Source organism: Aliiroseovarius marinus, assembly GCF_050881025.1.
In the GTDB taxonomy this organism is placed as follows: domain Bacteria; phylum Pseudomonadota; class Alphaproteobacteria; order Rhodobacterales; family Rhodobacteraceae; genus Aliiroseovarius; species Aliiroseovarius marinus_A.
Genome location: NZ_JBNNXQ010000002.1, coordinates 20,571 through 42,918 on the forward strand (window position 1 = coordinate 20,571; position 22,348 = coordinate 42,918).

Annotated in this window: 22 protein-coding genes and 1 tRNA gene; 17 read left to right on the forward strand and 6 right to left on the reverse strand. The window is 58.5% G+C overall.

Features of this window, described 5'->3' with window-relative positions; all coding sequences use genetic code 11:
* The first annotated feature begins 100 nt into the window (after positions 1–100).
* The 3 genes from ACRY08_RS05455 (at position 101) to ACRY08_RS05465 (ending at position 4,591) form a co-directional block, all read left to right on the forward strand.
* Entirely contained in the window at positions 101–1,024 is a 924-nt protein-coding gene (locus ACRY08_RS05455) for a hypothetical protein (RefSeq protein WP_432448877.1), read from the forward strand.
* Between the two features lie 182 nt (positions 1,025–1,206).
* Entirely contained in the window at positions 1,207–3,783 is a 2,577-nt protein-coding gene (locus ACRY08_RS05460) for a glycosyltransferase 61 family protein (protein ID WP_432448878.1), read from the forward strand.
* A 4-nt stretch (positions 3,784–3,787) separates the two neighbouring features.
* Entirely contained in the window at positions 3,788–4,591 is an 804-nt protein-coding gene (locus tag ACRY08_RS05465) for a sulfotransferase (RefSeq protein ID WP_432448879.1), read from the forward strand.
* On the opposite strand, the gene ACRY08_RS05470 is transcribed toward ACRY08_RS05465, so the two are convergent.
* The 5 genes from ACRY08_RS05470 to ACRY08_RS05490 all read right to left on the reverse strand — a co-directional run bounded on the left by ACRY08_RS05470 (position 4,586) and on the right by ACRY08_RS05490 (position 8,892).
* Complete coding sequence (locus ACRY08_RS05470) at positions 4,586–5,302, reverse strand: WbqC family protein (RefSeq protein WP_432448880.1); 717 nt, start codon at positions 5,300–5,302, stop codon at positions 4,586–4,588. The two genes, ACRY08_RS05465 and ACRY08_RS05470, sit on opposite strands and share 6 nt — an antisense overlap.
* Positions 5,299–6,441 (reverse strand): DegT/DnrJ/EryC1/StrS family aminotransferase, encoded by a 1,143-nt coding sequence (locus ACRY08_RS05475; protein WP_432448881.1) that lies wholly within the window; start codon positions 6,439–6,441, stop codon positions 5,299–5,301. The genes ACRY08_RS05470 and ACRY08_RS05475 overlap by 4 nt, the downstream gene beginning before the upstream one ends.
* A 189-nt stretch (positions 6,442–6,630) precedes the next feature.
* Positions 6,631–7,518, reverse strand: a complete 888-nt coding sequence (rfbA, locus tag ACRY08_RS05480; protein ID WP_432448882.1) for a glucose-1-phosphate thymidylyltransferase RfbA — start codon at positions 7,516–7,518, stop codon at positions 6,631–6,633.
* 51 nt (positions 7,519–7,569) lie between these two features.
* The gene (gene rfbB / locus ACRY08_RS05485; protein ID WP_432448883.1) at positions 7,570–8,610 is read right to left on the reverse strand and encodes a dTDP-glucose 4,6-dehydratase; all 1,041 of its coding nucleotides are present in this window, start codon (positions 8,608–8,610) and stop codon (positions 7,570–7,572) included.
* 192 nt (positions 8,611–8,802) lie between these two features.
* Positions 8,803–8,892 (reverse strand) — tRNA-Ser (locus ACRY08_RS05490).
* A 220-nt stretch (positions 8,893–9,112) separates the two neighbouring features.
* Between ACRY08_RS05490 and ACRY08_RS05495 the strand changes: the two genes are divergently transcribed.
* The 7 genes from ACRY08_RS05495 to ACRY08_RS05525 are packed head-to-tail and all read left to right on the forward strand — an operon-like array spanning position 9,113 to position 15,541.
* Entirely contained in the window at positions 9,113–9,985 is an 873-nt protein-coding gene (locus ACRY08_RS05495) for an SPOR domain-containing protein (RefSeq protein WP_432448884.1), read from the forward strand.
* 50 nt (positions 9,986–10,035) lie between these two features.
* The gene (locus ACRY08_RS05500) at positions 10,036–11,211 is read left to right on the forward strand and encodes a D-alanyl-D-alanine carboxypeptidase family protein (RefSeq protein ID WP_432449605.1); all 1,176 of its coding nucleotides are present in this window, start codon (positions 10,036–10,038) and stop codon (positions 11,209–11,211) included.
* 6 nt (positions 11,212–11,217) lie between these two features.
* Positions 11,218–11,847, forward strand: a complete 630-nt coding sequence (gene tmk / locus ACRY08_RS05505) for a dTMP kinase (RefSeq protein ID WP_432448885.1) — start codon at positions 11,218–11,220, stop codon at positions 11,845–11,847.
* A complete protein-coding gene (locus ACRY08_RS05510; RefSeq protein WP_432448886.1) occupies positions 11,847–12,974 on the forward strand; it encodes a DNA polymerase III subunit delta' in 1,128 nt (375 codons plus the stop codon). Before tmk ends, ACRY08_RS05510 begins: the two co-directional genes overlap by 1 nt.
* 16 nt (positions 12,975–12,990) lie before the next feature.
* Positions 12,991–13,791: a TatD family hydrolase gene (locus tag ACRY08_RS05515; RefSeq protein WP_432448887.1), complete on the forward strand. Its 801-nt coding sequence runs from the start codon at positions 12,991–12,993 to the stop codon at positions 13,789–13,791.
* Positions 13,788–14,603: an MBL fold metallo-hydrolase gene (locus ACRY08_RS05520; RefSeq protein WP_432448888.1), complete on the forward strand. Its 816-nt coding sequence runs from the start codon at positions 13,788–13,790 to the stop codon at positions 14,601–14,603. The genes ACRY08_RS05515 and ACRY08_RS05520 overlap by 4 nt, the downstream gene beginning before the upstream one ends.
* Positions 14,600–15,541 (forward strand): AEC family transporter, encoded by a 942-nt coding sequence (locus ACRY08_RS05525; RefSeq protein WP_432448889.1) that lies wholly within the window; start codon positions 14,600–14,602, stop codon positions 15,539–15,541. The genes ACRY08_RS05520 and ACRY08_RS05525 overlap by 4 nt, the downstream gene beginning before the upstream one ends.
* Before the next feature lie 108 nt (positions 15,542–15,649).
* Here the strand turns inward: ACRY08_RS05525 and ACRY08_RS05530 are convergent, their stop codons facing one another.
* On the reverse strand, positions 15,650–16,444 hold the full coding sequence (locus ACRY08_RS05530; RefSeq protein WP_432448890.1) for a helix-turn-helix domain-containing protein: 795 nt from the start codon (positions 16,442–16,444) through the stop codon (positions 15,650–15,652).
* A 319-nt stretch (positions 16,445–16,763) separates the two neighbouring features.
* Here ACRY08_RS05530 and pcaF point away from each other — a divergent pair, with 319 nt between their 5' ends.
* Genes pcaF through ACRY08_RS05565 form a run of 7 tightly spaced genes read left to right on the forward strand, consistent with a single transcriptional unit; the run spans position 16,764 to position 22,317 of the window.
* Entirely contained in the window at positions 16,764–17,966 is a 1,203-nt protein-coding gene (gene pcaF / locus ACRY08_RS05535; protein ID WP_432448891.1) for a 3-oxoadipyl-CoA thiolase, read from the forward strand.
* 2 nt (positions 17,967–17,968) lie between these two features.
* A complete protein-coding gene (gene paaA / locus ACRY08_RS05540) occupies positions 17,969–18,946 on the forward strand; it encodes a 1,2-phenylacetyl-CoA epoxidase subunit PaaA (protein ID WP_432448892.1) in 978 nt (325 codons plus the stop codon).
* Between the two features lie 11 nt (positions 18,947–18,957).
* Complete coding sequence (gene paaB, locus ACRY08_RS05545) at positions 18,958–19,242, forward strand: 1,2-phenylacetyl-CoA epoxidase subunit PaaB (RefSeq protein WP_108856777.1); 285 nt, start codon at positions 18,958–18,960, stop codon at positions 19,240–19,242.
* The gene (paaC, locus tag ACRY08_RS05550; protein ID WP_432448893.1) at positions 19,242–20,000 is read left to right on the forward strand and encodes a 1,2-phenylacetyl-CoA epoxidase subunit PaaC; all 759 of its coding nucleotides are present in this window, start codon (positions 19,242–19,244) and stop codon (positions 19,998–20,000) included. Before paaB ends, paaC begins: the two co-directional genes overlap by 1 nt.
* 1 nt (position 20,001) lies before the next feature.
* Positions 20,002–20,463 (forward strand): 1,2-phenylacetyl-CoA epoxidase subunit PaaD, encoded by a 462-nt coding sequence (gene paaD / locus ACRY08_RS05555; protein ID WP_432448894.1) that lies wholly within the window; start codon positions 20,002–20,004, stop codon positions 20,461–20,463.
* Between the two features lie 20 nt (positions 20,464–20,483).
* The gene (locus ACRY08_RS05560) at positions 20,484–21,548 is read left to right on the forward strand and encodes a 2Fe-2S iron-sulfur cluster-binding protein (RefSeq protein ID WP_432448895.1); all 1,065 of its coding nucleotides are present in this window, start codon (positions 20,484–20,486) and stop codon (positions 21,546–21,548) included.
* Between the two features lie 10 nt (positions 21,549–21,558).
* Positions 21,559–22,317, forward strand: coding sequence for a Phenylacetic acid catabolic protein (locus ACRY08_RS05565; protein ID WP_432448896.1), 759 nt, complete (start codon positions 21,559–21,561; stop codon positions 22,315–22,317).
* Positions 22,318–22,348: the final 31 nt, after the last annotated feature.

The following is a 22,348-nucleotide window of genomic DNA, read 5'->3' on the forward strand; positions in this document are numbered from 1 at the left end:
CCGGCCCAACCTGCGCCAAGCGAAGCCAATCCCGGCAATACGGTTGCATCTTGCCCCGGAATTGTCTGTAAACACATAACGCCACCATTTCGGAGAGACCGTGCCAACCTCCAGCCCCTCGCCTTCATCCACATATCGACAGGTCGAAATCGCGGTGCATCTGGGTGTGCCCCAAACCGATTTTGGACAGCTTGTCTGGTCACTACGCAAAGACGCCAATCTGTTGATGCGTCACGGCGTTCTGGTCAAGCGCCCGCGCCTTTATCTGCCCAGCCTGCGCAAAACCCTGTCGCGCAGGATCGAAGGCGTGGTCCAACAAACAGACCGGCGTGAGCTTCTGACTGAAATCATCGGCGATACAGATACGCGCCGGGTTGTTCTGTCTGATCCCAGCCTTATGGGCGCCACTCAATGGCTGTTGGCTGGCGGGCAGTTTTTCTGGAACGGGGCACGCAATCTGGAAGAGCTTAGCGATCTGCTTTTTCCCAACCAGGTCTCGCTTTACATATCGATCCGCAATCCTGCCACGCTGATCCCTGCGGTTTTTGACGGGTTCGACAAAAAGCCTTGGGACAGCTTCATCGGCAACACCAACCTGCGCGAGTTACGTTGGTCCACCCTGATCGAAGCCATATCACGCGCCGTTCCAGATTGCCCTATTCACGTTTGGTGCAGCGAAGAAAGCCCGGTGATCTGGCCCCGCGTTTTGCAGGAAGTCACCGGCCTGCCCGCAGATCGCGTTCCGTTTCAGGGCGCGCGCGACATTCTGGACCTGACCCTGACAGAGGCGGGCGTGGCGCGGCTGAACAGCTACCTTTCGGAAAACACCGGGCTGACAGGCACCGCGCTGGATCAGGTCTATGCCTTGTTTCTTAAGCACTTCCGCGCCGAAGATCCGCTTGAACGCGCCAAGCAGGTCCCCTCATGGCCCCATGCGCTGGTCGAGGAGATGACAGCAACCTACCTCGAAGATATCAAACGTATTCAGTCCATGTCTGGTGTCACGGTGATCACGGGCCACTAAAGCCTTTCTCAGGGCTTTGTTTGGCGACACACGATCGAACCAAACGGCGCATATCGCAGAGCGTAAAAGCCCATCCCATCCGCCCCTTTCGCGATCCAAACAGCGTTGCGGAACCCTGGCGACTGGCCTAAAGCGTTTCGCACGTCTCAGAACGTTAATATTCTTGAACGCCTCGCCCTTTCATGGCACCCAAGCTTACAAACCACGAGAGCATAAATCGCCAAAATTGCGAGGAAACGCAGTTGCTGAATTCTCTGAAAAACTCACTCAAAAAGCATATCAAGACTCGCCGCAGAATGCTCCGTCACAAGGCGATCAGGCTGGCGTCTCATGGTGATTATTTGGGCGCCTCTGAGGTTTTTCATGAGATCACGACGTTCAAGAAACGCGACGCGCTGGCGAAAAATCTTGCGACGCTTTACCGGGTGCGAACCGGGCTTTTCACCGATCTCTCCGATCAGCTATCCAAGGTATCCGGCGTCGCATTTCCAGCCCACCCGGAACCGATCTCTCTTTCCATGGCAATCGACGACGCCTTGAGCGTCGATGAACAGGCTAACTTATATGAAACCTGGCGCGCCTCGGCTCCCACAAGTGCAGATGCCACGATTCAATCCGTGCGATTTTATGTAAATCAGAAACAGCATGAACTGGCAGAGAACATTCTCTGCACTTTTCTGGCGCAAGAGAAAGACATCGAAACAAAACGCGCCGTTTTGTCCGGGATATCGCAAGCGTATTTCGCAAGTAAGCAGCTGGACAATTTTATTGGCCACGCCCTGAGGGTCGAACAAGACGCCCGCGAGATGGGAAAGCCAAAAGATAGCTATTACACGACCATCCTTATTCAAAACCTGTTGTTTAAAAAAAGGCCGGACCTGGCACTTGCGATATTTGGACCGACCGATTTTTTGGAAAAGAAAACAGCCCATGATCTTCTATTGCTGGCGCGAATCTACAGCGCATTAGGGGAATTCGACAGCTGTCTTGAGCTGATTGAAAGAATAGAGACCTCGGATGCGAGACGCGATCAGATTGCCAAAGCCCTTGAGTTGAAATTCAAAGTAAAAACCCAACTTGGGACACCGCTTTCAGAAGCCGGCCAACTTTTGCGAAATGTCGAAAGCTACAAGGTCGAAGACCAGGCCGCCGAGAAACTGCTGGGTTCCGCACAAAAAGACCTCCCGCCATTTCTGTCACAGATCGAAGAACAGCTGGGCGCAGCACCTGCTGCCGACCACTCGGCCGATGAGAGCACCCCGTTTTTTGTCACCAGCGACGAATTGATTGCATTGGCAGAGCTATTGATGTCGCGCCTTCCTTATCTCGACAAAATCAGGAAACGCGCGCGGTTTGAAAACGCAGCAATCTCTCTGCTGAAAGATGATTTCTCTCACAATGCAACGCAGGCGTTGTTCAGAATTTGCCGTATCTCAGAAATGCTACTGAAAGAAGCGCTGAAACGGGGCTCAAAGGACATACGGATATATCAAAGCCTGTCACAGATATATGAACATGTCGGGCTTCTGAAACCGTCTTACGAATATGCCGAAGCCGCTTTTAAAGCTGACGCGGAAGACCCGGATACCAGTCAACGCGCGCTGGCAATGGCGCTGCGTGCAGCCCCTCAGGATGTGGCGCTTGAGAAAGCCAAGCAAGTATTGCGCCCCGGTCAATCCGGCGACGAGCTGCGACTGGCCAATGTCAGCACCTTTACCGATTGGTGCACATTGGTTGAAGCTGAACCGGTGTCCTTCGACAGCACGGACCCAAGCGACGTCACCTCAACCATCCAAGTGTTCCATAACGACGACATAGTTCAGGCCAAATACACGGTCGCGCAGCGCCCCGTTTTGGGCGCGGTCTGTCGCAATGTCACGGTATTGTCTGCATTGGTTCCGATCATCGGACAGGAGGCTATGCTTCACGAGCTGCTGCCCAAAGTTGACAATTTCCTGACCGAAGCAGAGACCCCCGAGCGGTTCGTCTATACCCCCAAACCCGACGGGGTCACGGTCGACGAGCCAACGGTTTTGCTGACTGGAAATCGTTGGCATTTCAACAACTACTATCATTGCCTGATCCAGAACCTTCCCCGTTTGGCGCTGTTGCAGAAGGATGAACGGTTCCGTGGCTTCAAGATCGGCGTTCCCGAGTTTGCCCGGCCGTGGGTGCATGACCTGTTGGCGCGCATCGGTTATGGCGAAGACCGGCTGATCATTATAGATCAAAAAAATCTTACGACATTTCGCGAATGTCTGGTGCTGGAATACAACCTTGTTGCCAGCGAAAGCGCTTTGAACGAAATGCGCCGTCTGTTGAACGTGCCAGACAAGGCAACCGGCGGGCGTCGGGTCTTTGCCGGTCGCTTGGGCGTCACCAATAGCGGCCGCGTGCTCACCAACGAGCCGCAATTGACACAGGTTGCTGCCGACAATGGTTTCGAAGTGATCGATTTTGCCAAGCTTAACATTGACGATCAACTTGCGCTTCTGTCTGAAACGGCGGTGTTTGCTGGTCCGAATGGGGCCGCTTTTGCCAACATGCTTTACGCCGGTCGCGATTTGCAGGCCATTTGCTTCTCCGCCCGTGATTTTATCGGGCGTTGGTACCCGGACATCTCAACGCTTTGCGGACAGGACTTCAACTGGGTGCTCGGTGACACCCTCACAGAGGCACGCGGCCTTGTAGATGCCCCCAAGGTGCCCTATCAGATTTCAGAACAAGCCTTTTTGGCAGCTATCGACAGGACCCGTTGACCCGATGGTGAACAAGATTGCAATTCACAGCGTTCCACGTTCCGGGTCGACTTGGCTGGGCGAGATTTTCAACAGCGCACCGTCGGTGAAATACTGTTATCAACCGCTCTTTTCTTATGCACTGAAAGGTGCGCTGACGCCTGAAATGTCTAAAGATGTCGCGGATCGGTTTTTCGAAGCCTGCCAGACGACCGAAGATGACTTCATTCTCCAGTCAGAGGCCCGCGAAAGCGGGAAACTGCCGCAGTTCGACAAGGCCAGCCACGCTGATCACGTCGTCTATAAAGAGGTGCGCTATCATCACATCCTGCCCCGCCTGATCGAGGTTGATGCGTCGGTTAAGCTGGTTTTGCTGATCCGCAGCCCCCTTTCGGTGGTCAGCTCTTGGCTGCGTGCACCAAAAGAGTTCCGCGCTGAATGGGATGTGGCCACAGAATGGCGCGCCGCACCTTCGAAAAACGCCGGCAAACCCGAGGAATTCAATGGTTTCGAGAAATGGCTGGAGGCAACACGCATGTTCCACGATTTGCAGGTGCAGGCACCCGAGCGTGTGACTTTGGTAAAATATCGCGATCTTCTGATGTCACCCGAGGCTGAAGCCGAACGTCTGTTTGGCTTTACCGGCCTTCCTTTTGGTAAGGAAACACGGGATTTTCTGGAAAGCAGCACCGGCAAACATAATCCTGATCACTATTCCGTCTTCCGTTCAAAACAGAGTGACGACAAATGGCGCAGTCAGCTTGACCCAGCCATCGCAGAGGAAATCATCTCTGAGACAAAGAGCGCGGGGTTTGAAGACTATCTATGACACCAGAGAATAGTCGCCCAACGCGGTTCTGACGTCTTCACGCGACATATACATCATCACGTCAATCATCGACAGCATCGGCAGAAATTCAGGGCCGGGCTGTTCATAAACTGGGAAAACAGGTTCCAGGAACTTCAGCTCGATCCCATTTTGCGCAAAATCGTCGACATCATAAAGCTCCTGCCCGCCGATTGAGTTGACATAGCGACTGGCTTCAAATCTCTCGCAAAGCGCAAGCATTCGCTCTGTCCGCCCAATACCACGGGTTTCAGGGGCTGACACGGACGAACGATAAAATCTGGCATCCAATTCAAGATACCGCGCTGTCGCAGTTATGGATTCAATTGCCAGCTCCGAGATAGTTTCGCATTCGCAATCCAACACACTGGTAACAAGCTCAAAAACAGCTTCAAAGCTTGGTGCCGACGCATAGCATGCAGATAGCGTCTTCAAAAACTTGGAGCGCCACATCGGATACTCATTCAGAGGAACATCCTTGATTGGCGTCCCGCGCGGGCCGCGCGACACCGGAACTGAAAACTTCACTTCCTTCCCGGCTTGTTGAATTCTGTTTCGATTGATCCACCCTCGATTGATATAGTCGACATCGTCATAGAAAACGAAGTCATCCGCGACGTTCACCAATTGAAAATAGTTTGCTGCCGGAAACAGATATGGCTGCATCACAGCAAGGGTACGCGGCTTGGTCATAGGAGGTCCTTCAACGCCATCTCAATCTCTTCGTCAGAGATATGGATCATCCCAAGATGGGCTGGAACGCAGATATTGTGATCAAAGATATCCACGGCACGCGGCGTTTGTTCGGTCAACGGGCTGTAGTATTTCTTAAGAGGCAACCGGGTGCCGTTCAACTTGTCCATATTGATCGGCCGGGGTGCTTCAAGTGGAAGATGCGCGTGGATCTGGTCGCGATGGCCGTCCAGAAACGGGCGATAGCCACAAGCGCGGGCAATGTCCGAGATACGTTGAAGCTGGGCTTGGTACAACCGCGACCATTCCGGCATCCGTTCAAGCCGTTCCAGATGAAACGCCGAATTGAAATCCGATACTTTGGCATTGTTGGCATAGGCGCGAAGCCAATCGGCAGCCCCGACGCCGAAATTCATCAAAATGCGAAACAGCTCTGCATCCTCTTGATCCAGCACCGCGATCCCGCCTTCGCCCATGCCCCAGGGCTTGGTGTGGTGAAAGCTCACAATCTCGTCGATCGGCTCACGGCGATCAACGCCCCAGAAGCCCGTGGCGTTATCAAGCAAAAGGATCTTGCCGTGTTCCGCGCAAAATGCGCGGTATTCTGAGAAACTGCGGAAGTTGCCGAAGATATTGGTGACCAGCAAGGCGTCAACCTGATCCAACAGTGCTGCGTCCAAGGCTTCCAGATCGAGCATACCGCGATCATCACAATCAACCAGAATGGTTTCAGAGATCGGGCCTATATTGGACGACATGAAACCAAATGACGACGCCGCAATGCGCAAGGGGCGCCCCAAGCGATGGCTGTGCACCCCGACCAGTGCAAAGAGGGCGGTGGTGGCGGAAGAGGCTGCGATCACCACTCGGTCCTCGGGCAGGCCCCAAAGCGCGTGCAAGGCGTTTTCCAACTGCGTCGTGACCGGGCCGAAATTTGTAAAATGGTTCGACACGCGTGCTGGTTCAATCAAACGCTCGACGTGATCGAACTCCAGCGGTTTGTGTTCAATGAACTTCACGTCATTGGGCCGTGGCAGAGCGAACCCTTCCAACGTATCGGCATCGCGCTGCACGATACCCGCCTTATCAAAGGCCGCAGAAACCTCGGCACGGGTGGGAAGCGCGCGTTGAGTGGTCATTGCAAGAAACCCTCCGGTCGGTTCAAACGCCCGGCGAATTCCGCAGGCTTTTGGATTGTTCTGGACATTCGCGATGCAATCGCTGTTTTACCCGTTTGTGTTCTCACAGGTTGCGCTCTCATCTTGCACCCTTTCTTTCAGCCGTTTGGCACATCGCCTGGCAACCATAATGTCGCCGAAACCGATTGGTTAGAGCTGGTCCAGAAGACCTTGCAAATACCGGCCATAGTCGTTCTTGCCAAACAACTTGGCGCGGGCCAGAAGTTGCTCGTCGGTGATCCAGCCCTTGTCAAAGGCAATCTCTTCCGGGCACCCCGTTTGCAATCCCTGACGACGTTCAAGCGTGCGCACGAAATTGCCGGCATCAAGCAAGTTTCCATGTGTGCCCGTATCAAGCCAGGCAAAGCCGCGCCCCATATGGCGCACCGTCAGCGCGCCCTGATCAAGATACATTTGCAACAGGCTGGTGATCTCTAACTCACCGCGATCTGATGGTTTGACTTCACGCGCCATTTCGGGCGCATCACCGTCCAGAAAATAAAGCCCGGTCACCGCATATTGAGACGGTGGAACCTTTGGCTTTTCGACAATCGCAATGGCTTTTCCAGACGCGTCGAAATCAACCACGCCGTAATTCTGCGGGTCCGCGACGCGATAGCCAAATACGGTACCCCCGCTCGGTTGCTCATCGGCTTCTTGCAAGATCCGCTGAAGACCGTTGCCAAAGAATATGTTGTCGCCCAACACCAAAGCCGAAGGGGCGCCATCCAAAAACTCTTCTGCAATGATATAAGCCTGCGCCAATCCATCCGGGCTGGGTTGCACAAGATAGGTCAGCGAAACGCCCCATTGCGAACCATCGCCCAAAAGCCGTTGAAACTGCGCTTGGTCCTGTGGCGTGGTGATGATCGCAATCTCGCGAATATCGGCCAACATCAGAACCGACAACGGATAGAAGATCATCGGCTTGTCATAGATTGGCAAAAGCTGCTTAGAGACACCTTGCGTGATCGGATAGAGCCGCGTGCCCGATCCACCTGCCAATATGATGCCTTTACGTTGTTTGCCCATCCTCATCACTTCCCTACTTACTTCACGCGACCGCGCGGCGATCCGCCCATTTGCCGATCATGCTTTTGTGCCTAGGCGCCTGCCGCCGCCGGAACGTTGTTGAGCTTCCTTAACCCACTTGGGTTGATCCATATACCAATCCAGCGTCGCTTTCAGGCCTTCCTCAAGCGTCACCGAAGGCTCCCAACCAAGCTCGGCCTTGATCTTGCTGGCATCAATTGCATAACGGAAATCATGCCCCGGTCGGTCCGTGACAAACGAGATCAGGCGATCATGCGGTGCGGCCTCGGGTTTGCGGTCATCCATATAGGCACAAATCATGCGCACGATCTGGATATTCGAGCGCTCTTCATTGCCCCCGACATTATAGCTTTCACCCAGCGCGCCTTTGTCCAGAATACGCAAAAGCGCTGTTGCATGGTCCTCGACATAAAGCCAGTCACGCACGTTTTCCCCAGCACCATAAACGGGCAAAGCCTCACCGGCTTCCGCTTTCAACAACATCAGTGGGATCAGCTTCTCAGGCAGCTGATAGGGACCGTAATTATTTGAACAATTCGACATCACCACGGGCAGACCATAGGTCTCGCCCCAGGCGCGCACCAGATGATCCGACCCTGCTTTCGACGCAGAATAGGGCGAGTTCGGCGCATAGGGGGTGGTTTCCGTGAAATGCCCAGTCGCGCCAAGGGTGCCAAACACCTCGTCGGTCGAAATATGGTGGAAACGGAACGTTTCAGGGCTGCCCTGCCCAAGCCAATAGGCGCGCGCTGCTTCGAGCATGTTGAATGTGCCAACCAGATTGGTCTGAATAAAGTCACCCGGCCCATCGATAGAACGGTCCACATGGCTTTCCGCCGCAAGGTGCATCACGGCATCCGGTTTATGCGTTTCGAACGCAGCATCCAGCGCCGCGCGATCACAGATATCCGCCTGCAAAAGCACATGGGCGGGATTGTCCATTACGTCGACCAGATTGTCCGGGCTGCCTGCATAGGTCAGCGCGTCGAGCGACACGACCTCATCACCGCGGGCAATCGCCTGACGCACAACTGCTGAACCGATAAAACCGGCCCCACCCGTCACAAGAATTTTCAATGCTCTGCTCCCACTGCGACCGGTGCTGAGACCATCGTGTCAAATAGCTTCGATTTTCCTGCGCCCTTATCGCGCGAACATGGAAAGTTTGCAAATATCTTTCCCACCTTATTTTGACTGCCGCAGTCAGGCCCCAAAGGGCTTAACCCGCGATCCGCGTTCAAATCGGGAACTCGTCAAATATAGTTGGGGTGGCGGAGAAGGTGGGATTCGAACCCACGGAACGCTTTCACGCTCAACGGTTTTCAAGACCGCCGCATTCGACCACTCTGCCACTTCTCCGTTCGCAGAGCTTTAGCGCCCCTTTTGCGATTCTAAAAGCATCATTCTGCACCCGATATCGGGCCGGAACCTGCCGACTTTTCCGAAAGCGGTGCGCCAAGCCTTTTCAGCTTCGCTTCATACCGCTAGACTGCCGCCAACACGAGACGCAAGCGATCCGATCGCAGGTCTTGAAAGAGCAGATATGGGCACAGCGCCTACAGGGACATTAGAGGAAAACATGGCAAAAAAGACCGGGTTGGCATGGGCCATGATGCTGGGTGGGGCGGTTGTCCTTTCCGCTTGTGATGACACAAACCTTCCAGGGTTTCTTAAAAACGCGAAATCGGGCAAGCCCGGAGCAACAACAACCGCAGGTTCCAGCAGCAAATCTGTCGAGCGGGACGTGGAAGCACCCGAAGTTTTCAAACTGTCCGAAAACGGTCTGTGGGACGGACGCCCTAGCTTGGGCGGTGTCTGGGTTGCACATCCCACCGCGAAAGACCCCGAACGCGTAATCGTGCGCAATGAAGCCAACGGAAAATTCGTGATCGGCGCCTTGTTCCGGCGCGAAAAAGACCTGCCGGGTCCAAGGTTTCAGGTGTCCTCGGACGCGGCAACCGCGCTTGGGATGTTGGCGGGCCAGCCGGCAAAGCTGACGGTCACGGCGCTGAAGAAAGAAACAGTCACCGAACAAGCCGAGGCCGATCAGGCCACTGCGCAGCTGGAAGCACCGGACGAAATCACCTCTGGTTCACTGGAAGATCCCATTGCCTCGGCGGCCGCCGCGCTGGATCGCGCCGAAGGTGTGGCCCCCAGCCCCAAACCCGCAGCCAAAGCCGCGGTTGGCACCGCAGCAGCCAAACCCAAGTTGGGTGGTTTGGCAAAACCCTTCATTCAGATCGGCATCTTCTCGGTTGAACAAAACGCCAAGAACAGCGCCGAAGCTTTGCGTCGTGCGGGCATGTTGCCAACGGTCAAGCCGGGTAAATCTTCGGGCAAGGCCTTCTGGCGGGTTGTCGTCGGGCCTGCGACAAGCAGCTCTGAACGGGCGGCGCTGTTGAAGAAAATCAAAGGGCTCGGGTTCTCCGACGCCTATTTCGTGACGAACTGACCGCGACCCCATCGGGTCTGACATCTGCGAAGGAAGCCCCTGCCATGCGCATGAGCCTGTCTTTTTTCACCGCCTGCGTTCTTGCGCTTTTGACGGCCGCCCTGCCCGCCCACGCATTCGAAACCCGCGCAAGCTCGGCCTATGTGATCGACGTCACAACCGGCACGGTTTTGATGGAGAAGAACGCCGAAGAGCCGCTCCCACCAGCCTCCATGTCCAAGCTGATGACGGTGAACATGCTGTTCGAGGCGCTCGAGGATGGGCGCGTGACCTTGTCGACCCCCTTTGCCGTGTCCGAACGCGCCGCAGCCATGGGCGGCTCCACCATGTTCCTGTCCCGCGGTGATCGCCCAACGGTCGAGGACCTCTTGCAGGGTATCATCGTTCAGTCCGGCAATGACGCCTGTGTCGCGGTGGCCGAGGGGCTGGCAGGCACCGAAGATGCGTTTGCCCGGATGATGACAGAACGCGCCCGCGACCTGGGGATGATGAATTCCAGCTTTGGCAATGCCTCGGGTTGGCCGCATCCGATGCAGCGTATGTCGATGAAAGACCTGGCCATTCTGGCGCGTCATCTGATCACTGACTTTCCGAGCTATTACAACTACTTCAGCCAGACAGAATACCATTTCAAAGGCCGTGCGCCGGACAATCGCTTCAACCGCAATCCGCTTTTGAAACTGGGCATCGGGGCCGACGGGCTGAAAACCGGCCATACGCAGGAAGCAGGCTATGGTCTGGTGGGATCGGCCCGTCAGGGGGATCGCCGGGTGATCTTTGTGATCTCGGGGCTGACCTCCTCCAAGGCGCGCGCAGAAGAGGCCGAGGCCATCGTGAACTGGGCCTTCCGCCAATTCACCATGAAGACCCCGGTGAAAGCTGGCGAGCGTGTGGCGCAAGCACCGGTTTGGCTCGGCGATGCCGATACGGTCGGGCTGGTGCCTGCCCAAGATGTGACCATGCTGGTCCCCGCAGGCCAACGCGATGGTGTTGAGGCCACGGTCAGCTGGACGGGCCCCATCGCCGCCCCCATCCAAGCCGGTCAGGAGCTTGCACAGATGACCATCATGCGCGATGGCATTGGCGATACGGTGGTGCCATTGGTGGCCGAAAGCAACGTGGGCACAGCTGGGTTTGGAAAGCGTATTCGCACAGCCGCAGGGCGTGTGATCAGCATGGTTCAGGGGACAGACACCCCCCCGGCCGCGCAAGCTGCCACGAACTGATCGCCCATGCCCGGCCTTTTCATCAGTTTCGAAGGGATCGACGGATCCGGCAAGTCCACCCAGGCCCGCCTTTTGGCCGAGACACTGCGCGCCAAGGGTGAAGACGTGGTGCTGACCCGCGAACCCGGCGGCTCGCCCGGCGCTGAAGAAATCCGCGCGCTGGTATTGGAAGGGGACCCCGACCGCTGGTCAGCCGAGACCGAACTTCTGTTGTTCACCGCCGCCCGCCGCGATCATCTGGAGCGGCTGATCATCCCCGCTTTGGCCGAGGGAAAGATCGTGATCACCGACCGCTTTGCCGACAGCTCCCGCATTTATCAGGGCACGCGGTCAGGCGATAAACGCGCGCAGGTCGATGCGCTGCATGAGCTGATGATCGGGCGCGAACCCGACCTGACCTTCCTGATCGATATGGATCCAGATCTGGGCCATGCACGCGCCAAAGGGCGTGGCGGCACCGAAGAGCGGTTCGAAGATTTCGGTGCCGAGTTGCAGCATAAGATGCGGGCTGGATTCCTTGCGCTCGCCGAGGATTTCTCAGACCGGTTCCGGGTTGTGGATGGCACCCGCTCGATCGAGGCGGTGGCTAGGGACGTCGCCCAGATGGCGCATTGCGAACTGAAGGCGCGCCGCTGATGGCCACCGATCCTGAAGACATTCCCGAAAGCGACCGGATCGAAGGCGCGCCCCACCCGCGCGAGGCGGAGGCCCTGATCGGGCAGGACGCGGCCGAGGCGCGTTTTCTGGAAGCTTACACATCCGACCGGATGCACCACGGCTGGTTGATCACCGGCCCGCGCGGCGTCGGCAAAGCCACGCTCGCCTGGCGGATTGCACGCTTCTTGCTGGCCACACCCGCAGATGATGGCGGCATGTTCGCGGCCCCGCCCCCCAACACGCTGGACATCTCGCCCGACCACCCGGTGGCACGTCGGCTCATGGCACTGTCAGAACCCGGCCTGTTTCTTTTGCGCAGGCCTTGGGACGAGAAAGCCAAACGCCTGAAGGGCGACATCACGGTGGACGAAGTGCGCAAGCTCAAGGGTTTTTTTGCCCTCTCTGCTTCAGATGGCGGGCGGCGTGTGGTGATCGTGGATGTGGCGGACGAGATGAACACGTCTGCCGCCAATGCGCTGTTGAAGCTGCTGGAAGAACCGCCTGCCGGGGCCGTGCTTTTGTTGATCAGCCACCAGCCGTCGCGGCTTTTGCCGACGATCCGGTCACGCTGCCGCGAGCTGCGTCTTGGGCCGCTGGCGCCGGAGGCTCTGGCGCGCGTGATGGAGGGGCTTGAGGAAACGCCATCCCCCGAAGACACCCTGCGCCTGAACGAACTGGCCGCAGGCTCGGCAGGCGAGGCGCTGCGCTTGACCCATTTGGGCGGGCTGTCGCTCTACGCAGAATTGGTTGCCATTTTCGGCCACCGTGATTTCGACCGACCGCGCGCGTTGAAGCTGGCAGAAAGCGCCGTGGGCAAGGCCAATGCGGACCGGTTCGAGCTGATCCTACGCCTGGTTGATCTGTTTCTTGCCCGGCTGGCGCGCCATGGGGCTGGTTTTGTGCCTGCCGCCGAGGCAGCGCCAGGCGAAGCCACCTGTCTGGCACGCCTGTCGCCGCACCCCCATGCCGCGCGCGCCTGGGCCAGTTTGCAACAGGAATTGTCGGCGCGCGCAGGCCATGGGCGGGCGGTGAACCTTGACCCGGCCGCACTCATCCTTGATATGGTTTTCAGGATCAACGACACGGCGGCGCGACAAGCTGCCTGAGGCAAGGACGCCCCGCATGACGGCCACAGTTACGGACAGCCATTGCCATCTGGATTTCCCCGATTTCGAGGGTCGTTTGGACGAGGTGATCGCCAACGCCGCCGCCGCAGGCGTAACACGCATGGTCACGATCTGCACGAAACTGGCCAATCTGGATCAGGTGCGCGCCATTGCCGACGCCCATGCGCCGGTCTTCTTTGCTGCCGCCACCCATCCGATGAGCGTCGCCTCGGAACCGATGGTCACGGTGGACCAGCTGGTAGCGCTGGCTGATCACCCGAAATTCGTAGGCATTGGCGAAACCGGGCTGGATTACCACTATACCGCTGACAGTCGCGACGTTCAGATTGAAAGCCTGCTTGTGCATATCGAGGCCGCGCGCCAGACCGGCCTGCCCCTGATCATCCATTCACGCGACGCGGATGACGACATGGCGCGCATTTTGACCGAAGAGCATGCACGCGGCGCCTTTGACTGCGTCATGCATTGCTTCAGCTCTGGCCCCGATCTGGCGAAAGCCGCGCTGGATTTGGGGTTTTACCTCTCCATGTCCGGCATCGCCGCCTTCCCGCGCAGCAAAGAGGTGCGCGACATCTTCGCCGCCGCCCCCGTGGATCGCATCCTTGTGGAAACCGACGCGCCCTATCTGGCCCCGCCCCCCTTCCGCGGCAAGCGCAATGAACCGGCCTATACCGTGCATACGGCCAAGGTCGGCGCCACGCTCTATGATCTGTCATATGAAGATTTCGCCGCGCAAACACAGGCGAATTTCGACCGACTTTTTGCCAAAGCCGCCGCCTATGAGGCCCTGCCATGACCGAACGCGCGCCGGGCACCTATTTCACCATATTGGGCTGCGGGTCCTCTGGCGGGGTGCCGCGATTGGGCGGCATTTGGGGCGATTGTGACCCGGACAATCCGAAAAACCGACGCACGCGCTGTTCAGCTTTGGTCAGCCGTGTGGGTGACGATGGCGGCGTGACCCGTGTCTTGATCGACACCTCGCCTGATATGCGCACCCAGCTTTTGGACGCAGGCATCGGGGCGCTGGATGCGGTGGTCTATACCCACAGCCACGCTGATCACATGCATGGGATCGATGACCTGCGCATGATCGTCTACAACATGCGCGCGCGTATTCCGGTCTGGGCCGATGCGCCCACGCAATCCGCGCTTTTGTCGCGCTTTGGCTATGCGTTTGTGCAGCCCGAGGGCTCGAATTACCCGCCGATCCTTGACCTGCACGCGATCAATGGCGACGTGGTGATTGAAGGCGCAGGCGGCCCCATCCGCCTGACCCCGTTCGAGGTACGCCACGGGCTGATGGACGCGCTTGGCTTCCGCATCGGCGATTTGGCCTATCTGCCCGATGTCAGCGAGATCCCCGAGGATGTCACCCATGTGCTGCAGGGGTTGGGCACCTTCGTGATCGACGCGCTTCGGCGCACGCCACACCCGACCCATTTTAGTTTGGATGACGCGCTGCACTGGGTAGAACGCACCGGGGCGCAGCAGGGTGTCTTGACCAATATGCATATTGATCTGGACCACGCCACGGTCGACGCGGAAACCCCCAACAACGTCACCGCCGCCTATGATGGGATGACCCTGCCCGTTCAACACCCATGAGCGCGCTGATCGACATTGTCCTGCCGGTCTTTCTGGTGGTTGGCTTTGGCTATCTGGTGCGCTGGCGCGAGATGCTGTCAGACGGGGCGATCGATGGGATGATGCGCTTTGCACAATCCGTCGCGATCCCCTGCTTGCTGTTTCTGGCCATCTCAAGCCTTGATCTGGGGGCCGAGTTCAACTTTCCTCTTCTGTCCAGTTTTTATGCCGGCGCCTTTGCGGGATTTCTGGCGGGGCTTTTGGGCGCGCGCTTCTTGTTTGGTCGGCCGTGGACAGATGCGGTGGCCTTTGGCTTCGTGTCGCTCTTTTCCAACTCGCTTCTGCTGGGCCTGCCGATCACCGAACGCGCCTTTGGGCCCGATGCGCTGGCAGGCAACTACGCCATTATCTCGATCCATGCACCGTTTTGCTATGCCATTGGCATCACTGCGATGGAGATTGCCCGCGCAGAAGGTGCGGGCATCCGGGCCACGCTGACACAGATTTTCCGCTCCATGTCGCGCAACATGCTGGTCATCGCAATCGCCGCCGGGTTTGTGGTCAATCTGACCGGGCTGCCGCTGCCCGGCGTTCTGGTCGAGGCCCTGGCCCTTGTCGGGCGCGCCGCCCTGCCCACCGCCCTTTTTGCGTTGGGCGGCGTGCTTTACCTGTACCGGCCGGAAGGTGACCTGAAGATTGTTCTTTATCTTTGCGTTGCCTCTTTGGGCCTGCATCCCGCCATCACATGGGCGCTGGGGCAGGCGCAAGGGCTGGGCGAGGCCCCGTTCCGCTCTGCCATTCTGACCGCCGCCAGCGCGCCGGGCATCAACGCCTATGTCTTTGCCAATCTCTATGGCGTGGGCAAACGGGTTGCCGCGACAACCGTGCTGGTAGGTACGGCACTGTCTATTCTGACGGTCTGGATCTGGTTGGCAGCGCTTGGCGTCAATGGCGGATAAAGCGTTTCCGGTGATGTCGGATCAAAGCAATAGCTGGGAACGCGCACCATCCTTATATGTTGCTCTGCCCCCGACCTTTTCCCTGCCTCAGGTTAAAGGTCGGACGCTTTAGGAAACCTCGCGGGTCAGTACATCGCGCAGATATCCATCCAAATCATCCAGGCGCTGCCCTTGGCTCCCGCGCAGGATCGATCGCATACGATGATCTTGCGGCACCACCTCGAACGCGCAGCGCACGATCCGCCGGATATTCGGCTCAACCGGCCGCCCGACCATGACTACGCCCGGATAGATCGGGCGTTCCGTCAAAACCGGATGGGTCAGGAAGCTGAAGCTGATCCGAAGACCCTTTTGCAGATAGGCATGGATCACCAGACCATCCACCTGATTGGTCAGCACGCCGCGCACCTCGCGCCTTGGTTCGATAGGGCAATCGGTTGCGCCAAACCCGTCCAGAACCGGCGCCGACAGGGCCCGGAACACCGTGGCACCATCCAGTTCGAACAAACGGATCAGATAGCAGTTCACCCAATCAGGGTTCAGCGAGGACACCTGCCAATAACGATGAATACCCAGCGGCGGCGGGTGGCTGAGCGACCAGTAATCCGCGCTGCCAAAGGCAAATTCCTCGATGGATCGGTACGGGCTTTGGGGGGCCGAATTCTGGCTTTCGATCTGATGCAGCGGCTCCAGAAGAATACGCGCATCAACGCCAAAATGCGCGCAGATCCGATAGAGCACCTCGGGTCGCGGGCTGCTGTCGCCGGATAAATAGCGGTTCAACTGCGTCCGATTTATCCCGGTCGCGCGGCTGATTTCGGCGACGCTATGCCCTGACTGTGACACCAGCCTGCGCAAGTTAGACGGGAAGATGTCATGAATGTCCCGCGCAGTAAGTGTCATGAGTGCCTCCCCGAAGCATCGCCCGATCATCTGGCATAACGCCCTGAGAATTTGCGCAGGTCACAGCCTTATTGCTGTTATAACAACTGCTTGCGATGAAAAATACAATAGAGAGTTTCCCTTGGGTCGCCTTGATCCTGCACAAAGACGCGGCGGCCGCGCCGTGATATGTTACATAATTCGCCCTCGCTTCCCCGTCCTGTAACAAGACCCTTGCCCCGAATCGTCCACCTGAGTATATTCGACCAAACGGTCAGCAATACTTCGAGCCGCCGGCACAGCTTCTTTGCCCGCGCTCGGTCTGCCCTGGGAGGGATATATGGAAGCTTTCATCTGCGACGCGGTGCGCACACCCATTGGTCGCTACGGCGGCGCTCTGTCGAGCGTTCGCGCCGACGATCTGGCCGCTTTGCCGATTGCCGCTTTGAAAGAGCGGAACCCAAATGTGGACTGGGCGTCCATTGATGACGTGATTTATGGATCGGCCAATCAGGCGGGCGAAGACAACCGCAACGTGGCGCGCATGGCCGCCCTGCTGGCGGGTCTGCCCGTCGAGGTGCCCGGCACAACGATCAACCGCCTTTGTGCCTCCGGCATGGATGCAGTGGGCATGGCCGCGCGTGGCGTGAAGGCGGGTGACTATGATCTCTGCATCGCAGGTGGCGTCGAAAGCATGAGCCGCGCGCCCTTCGTGATGCCCAAGGCCACCAGCGCCTTTACACGCGCCAACGCGGTTTACGACACCACCATCGGCTGGCGCTTCGTGAACCCGAAGATGGACAAGCTGCACGGCACCCATTCGATGCCGCAGACAGCTGACAATGTGGCCGAGGACTACGCGGTCAGCCGCGAAGATCAGGACGCTTTTGCCGCCCGCAGTCAGGCTCGTTGGGCCGCCGCCCACGAGGCTGGCATGTTTGCTGACGAGATCATCCCGGTGACCATCCCCCAACGCAAGGGCGACCCCATTGTGGTCGACACCGACGAACACCCCCGCCCCGGCACCTCGGCTGAAAAGCTGTCGGGCCTACGCGGCGTGAACGGCCCTGACCTGACAGTCACGGCAGGCAATGCCTCGGGCGTGAACGATGGCGCGGCTGCGATGCTGATCGCCTCGGAAGCCGCCGCCAGTACCAACAATCTGACGCCAATGGCCCGCGTGGTGTCCATGCAGGCCGCCGGTGTCGCACCCCGCGTCATGGGCATCGGCCCGGTGCCTGCCAGCCGCAAAGCACTGGACAAGGCGGGGCTGACCATCGACCAAATCGACGTCATCGAGCTGAACGAGGCTTTCGCAAGCCAAGGTCTTGCCACCCTGCGCGAGCTGGGCGTGGCCGATGATGACCCCCGCGTGAACCCCAATGGTGGTGCAATTGCCCTGGGCCACCCGCTTGGCATGTCGGGTGCGCGCCTTGTTTTGACCGCCGCCTATCAACTGAAACGCACCGGTGGACGCTATGCGCTGTGCACCATGTGCGTGGGTGTTGGACAGGGCGTTGCCCTTATTCTGGAAAGGATCTGACGATGTATGCACAGATGATCACAGCCGAGGCCTCGGACGAGGATCCCAAGCTGCTTGAAGAGTTTCAGGCGCGGATTGACCGCGATGAAAAGATCGAGCCGAAAGACTGGATGCCGATGGCATATCGCAAGACGCTGATCCGCCAGATGGGCCAGCACGCGCATTCCGAGGTCGTGGGCCAGCTGCCCGAGGGCAACTGGATCACCCGTGCGCCCACGTTGGAACGCAAGGCGATCTTGCTGGCGAAAGTGCAGGACGAGGCCGGTCACGGTCTGTATCTGTATTCCGCGGCCGAAACGCTGGGCGTCAGCCGCGACGAGTTGGTGGAGCTTTTGCATGAAGGTCGGATGAAATACTCCTCGATCTTCAACTACCCGACGCTGAACTGGGCCGATATCGGTGCGGTGGGCTGGCTGGTGGATGGCGCGGCCATCGTGAACCAGGTGGCGCTGCAGCGGACGTCCTATGGTCCCTACTCGCGCGCCATGATCCGCATCTGCAAGGAAGAAAGCTTCCACGCCCGTCAGGGTTACCACGCGATCATGCAGATGGCCTTTGGCACCCCTGCTCAGAAAGCCATGGCGCAAGACGCCGTGAACCGCCTGTGGTTCCCCGCGATCATGATGTTCGGCCCGTCCGACAGCGAAAGCGTGCATTCGGAACAGTCGATGACCTGGAAGATCAAGGTGCGCTCGAATGACGACCTGCGCCAGCAGTTTGTCGACCAGACCGTGCCGCAGATCGAATATCTGGGTCTGGATCTGCCCGACCCCGGCATCAAGTGGAACGAGGCCCGTGGTCACTATGACTTTTCCGACCCGGACTGGACCGAATTCTTCAACGTTATCAAAGGCAAAGGCCCCTGCAATGTGGACCGCCTGAAAGACCGGACCAATGCTTGGGAAGACGGCGCATGGGTGCGCGACGGTCTTCTGGCCCATGGCCGCAAAAAAGCCGCGCGCAAAACCGCCGCAGAATAAGGAGAGATCACATGTCGAAAGAATGGCCCCTTTGGGAAGTTTTCATCCGCGGACAGCATGGTCTGAGCCACCGTCACGTGGGCAGCCTGCACGCGCCGGACGCTGAAATGGCGATCAAGAACGCCCGCGATGTCTATACCCGCCGCAACGAAGGCGTATCGATCTGGGTGGTTGAAGCCCAACACATCGCGGCCTCCAGCCCTGAGGAAAAAGGTCCGCTCTACGAGCCCTCGAACTCGAAGGTCTATCGTCACCCGACCTTCTTCGACATTCCCGAAGAAGTGGGGCATATGTGATGGCCGACAACGCTCTGTTTCAATTTCTGCTGCGGATGGGCGACAACAGCCTGATCCTTGGCCACCGCGTCAGCGAATGGTGCGGCCATTCGCCGGTGCTGGAAGAAGATATCGCGCTGGCCAACACCGCGCTGGACCTGATCGGACAGACACAATTCTGGCTGGGCCTTGCGGGCGAAGTCGAAGGCAAGGGCCGCACGGCGGATGATCTGGCCTTCCTGCGCGACGCCTGGGATTTCCGCAATGTGCTTTTGTGCGAGCTGCCCAACGGTGACTTCGGTCAAACCCTGATGCGCCAGTTCCTTTATGACGCTTGGGCGTCGGTGATGATGGGGCGTCTGATGACCTCCTCCGATGCCCGCGTGGCCGAGATTGCCGCCAAGGCGTCCAAGGAAGTGGCCTATCACGTGGAGCGTTCGGGCGACACGGTGGTGGGTCTTGGCGACGGCACGCCTGAAAGCCACGAACGCATGCAGGCAGCGCTTGACTACCTCTGGCCCTATGTGGGCGAGATGTTTGACAGCGATGAGGTCGACGCGGAAATGGTCAAGGCAGGCATTGCCCCCGACCCCGCCAGCTTGCGCGAAGAATATGATGCGCTGGTGGGCCGCGTGCTTACACAAGCCACGCTGTCAATCCCGACCGACACGTTCCACCACAAGGGCGGGCGCACGGGCTATATGCATACCGAGCATCTGGGACACCTTTTGTGCACCATGCAATGGCTGCAGCGCGCTTATCCGGGCGCGACTTGGTAAGATGGGTCAGCCGTCAGTTGATACGATCTGGGACTGGCTGGACCAGGTGCCCGACCCCGAGATCCCCGTGATCTCGTTGGTTGATCTGGGCATCATCCGGGATGTGAAATGGGAGGGCGATATGCTGAATGTCGCCGTCACCCCCACCTATTCCGGCTGTCCGGCCACCTCGGTGATCAATATGGATATTGAAACCGCGTTGCGCGACCGCGGCATCAAGAAGCTGACGCTGACACAACAACTGTCCCCCCCGTGGACCACCGACTGGCTGTCGGACAAGGGCCGCGCGAAGCTGGAAGAATACGGCATCGCTCCGCCCTCGGCCAAAGGCGAACCAGACCGCTGCCCCAATTGCGGCGGCCACAATCTGGAACGCAGCAGCCAGTTTGGCTCGACCCCCTGCAAGGCGCTCTGGCGATGCCGCGACTGCCTTGAACCCTTCGACTATTTCAAGTGCATCTGACTGCATTGAGGAGACCCAAAATGGCGCGCTTCCATAACCTGACCGTGACCGATATCCAGAAAACCATCCGCGACGCGGTGGTGGTGACACTGACCCCTGACGACCCCGAGGCCTTTGACTTCACCCAAGGCCAATACATCACCTTCCGTCGCGATTTTGACGGGCAGGAACTGCGCCGCTCATACTCGATCTGTTCGGGTCTGGACGATGGCAAGCTGCAGGTAGGCATCAAACGGGTCGATGGCGGCGCGTTTTCGACCTGGGCCAATGAAGAGCTGTCGACGGGCGCGAGCATCGAAGCCATGCCCCCCATGGGCAACTTCCACGTGCCCTTGGATGCGGCCACCAACCGCCACTATCTGGGCTTTGCCGGTGGCTCGGGCATCACGCCGGTTCTGTCGATCATCAAGACCACACTGGCCCGCGAGCCGCAGTCGGAGTTCACACTGGTCTACGCCAACAAGGCCGTGACCACGATCATGTTCCGCGAAGAGCTGGAAGACCTGAAGAACCGCTATATGGGTCGTTTCAACGTGATCCATATCCTTGAAAGCGACGCGCAGGAAATCGACCTGTTCACCGGTCTGGTGGACGAGGCGAAATGCGCAGCCCTGTTCAAAAATTGGATCGATATCAAATCCGTCGACACGGCCTTCATCTGTGGGCCTGAACCGATGATGCTGGGCATCGCCAAGGCGCTGCGCGATCACGGGCTGGATGACGCACAGATCAAGTTTGAACTTTTCGCATCCTCGCAACCGGGCCGGGCCGCCAAGAAAGCCACCAGCAAATCGGCGGTCACGGGCGACGGCATCGAGGCGGTGATCTCGATGGACGGGGCCAGCCGGACCATCACAATGGATGGCGAAACCTCGATCCTTGACGCAGCCTTGGCCAATGACATGGACGCCCCTTACGCCTGTAAGGCCGGGGTCTGTTCGACCTGCCGCTGCAAGGTTCTGGAAGGCGACGTGGACATGATCACCAACCACGCGCTCGAAGATTACGAGGTCGAGAAAGGCTACGTCCTGTCCTGCCAAAGCTTCGCCCGTTCGGGCAAAGTCGTCGTCGATTTTGACCAATAAGGAGACCCCAATGTCTGATATGAGCATCACCGATTATCTGGCGCAGGGCGGTGTCCTGTCCAACCCCGAAAACGTGCCCGCACGCTACCGCGCCGAGCTGATGCGCCTGATGGCCACCTTTGTGGACAGCGCGCTGGCGGGGGCTGCCGGCTTTGCCGACATCATCAATGATGGGCCGGGCATCAAGGAACGTATCGCGGCCGCCAAAATCGTGCTGGAGAAGACCGACAATGCCGACAAGGTTCTGTCGATCATGGGCGATTTCGGCGCCAACACCGCGCGCTATGCCAACCACCACCCCTGGACCGACCGCGTGGCGCGCGACGCCGATATCGGCACCTCGCGCACCGACACGGACATGCGCCTGTCGGTCTTCAACTACCCCATGCAGGGCTGGTCGGATGCGGTTGTCATGAACCTTTTGATGGGGCTGGCCGTGGGCGTGCAGTTGAGCGAGTTCAAACGCGTATCTTACGCGCCTTTGGCCGAAGCCTTCCGCGCCATCACTCCCGTCGAGGCCCGCCACGCCGAGCTTGCTGCAGAAGGCATAGAACGGCTGACCCAGACCGGCACGGACACATCTGATCTGCAAGCCAGCGTGACCTATTGGTGGCCGCGCGTTGCAGCAAGCTTTGGCAAAGACGTCTCGACCCGTGCGAGCCAGTTGCAGGCTTTCGGGCTGCGCCATTCTTCGAATGCGGAACTGCGCGACGAATGGGAAGCCACGGCAGCCAAAACCCTGAAAAAGCTGGGCCTGAGCGCGCCCTAAGCGCCGCCCAAAGAACTTGAGAACTAAGGAC

Coding starts and splice junctions, on each gene's coding strand:
- ACRY08_RS05525 (WP_432448889.1), top strand. CDS start 14,600: ATGAGCGCGCTGATCGACATTGTCCTGCCGGTCTTTCTGGTGGTTGGC.
- tmk (WP_432448885.1), top strand. CDS start 11,218: ATGCCCGGCCTTTTCATCAGTTTCGAAGGGATCGACGGATCCGGCAAG.
- paaD (WP_432448894.1), top strand. CDS start 20,002: ATGGGTCAGCCGTCAGTTGATACGATCTGGGACTGGCTGGACCAGGTG.
- paaA (WP_432448892.1), top strand. CDS start 17,969: ATGTATGCACAGATGATCACAGCCGAGGCCTCGGACGAGGATCCCAAG.
- ACRY08_RS05565 (WP_432448896.1), top strand. CDS start 21,559: ATGTCTGATATGAGCATCACCGATTATCTGGCGCAGGGCGGTGTCCTG.
- ACRY08_RS05495 (WP_432448884.1), top strand. CDS start 9,113: ATGGCAAAAAAGACCGGGTTGGCATGGGCCATGATGCTGGGTGGGGCG.
- ACRY08_RS05520 (WP_432448888.1), top strand. CDS start 13,788: ATGACCGAACGCGCGCCGGGCACCTATTTCACCATATTGGGCTGCGGG.
- pcaF (WP_432448891.1), top strand. CDS start 16,764: ATGGAAGCTTTCATCTGCGACGCGGTGCGCACACCCATTGGTCGCTAC.
- ACRY08_RS05500 (WP_432449605.1), top strand. CDS start 10,036: ATGAGCCTGTCTTTTTTCACCGCCTGCGTTCTTGCGCTTTTGACGGCC.
- paaC (WP_432448893.1), top strand. CDS start 19,242: ATGGCCGACAACGCTCTGTTTCAATTTCTGCTGCGGATGGGCGACAAC.
- ACRY08_RS05515 (WP_432448887.1), top strand. CDS start 12,991: ATGACGGCCACAGTTACGGACAGCCATTGCCATCTGGATTTCCCCGAT.
- ACRY08_RS05475 (WP_432448881.1), bottom strand. CDS start 6,441: ATGACCACTCAACGCGCGCTTCCCACCCGTGCCGAGGTTTCTGCGGCC.
- ACRY08_RS05560 (WP_432448895.1), top strand. CDS start 20,484: ATGGCGCGCTTCCATAACCTGACCGTGACCGATATCCAGAAAACCATC.
- paaB (WP_108856777.1), top strand. CDS start 18,958: ATGTCGAAAGAATGGCCCCTTTGGGAAGTTTTCATCCGCGGACAGCAT.
- ACRY08_RS05465 (WP_432448879.1), top strand. CDS start 3,788: ATGGTGAACAAGATTGCAATTCACAGCGTTCCACGTTCCGGGTCGACT.
- ACRY08_RS05510 (WP_432448886.1), top strand. CDS start 11,847: ATGGCCACCGATCCTGAAGACATTCCCGAAAGCGACCGGATCGAAGGC.
- ACRY08_RS05530 (WP_432448890.1), bottom strand. CDS start 16,444: ATGACACTTACTGCGCGGGACATTCATGACATCTTCCCGTCTAACTTG.
- ACRY08_RS05460 (WP_432448878.1), top strand. CDS start 1,207: ATGGCACCCAAGCTTACAAACCACGAGAGCATAAATCGCCAAAATTGC.
- rfbA (WP_432448882.1), bottom strand. CDS start 7,518: ATGAGGATGGGCAAACAACGTAAAGGCATCATATTGGCAGGTGGATCG.
- ACRY08_RS05470 (WP_432448880.1), bottom strand. CDS start 5,302: ATGACCAAGCCGCGTACCCTTGCTGTGATGCAGCCATATCTGTTTCCG.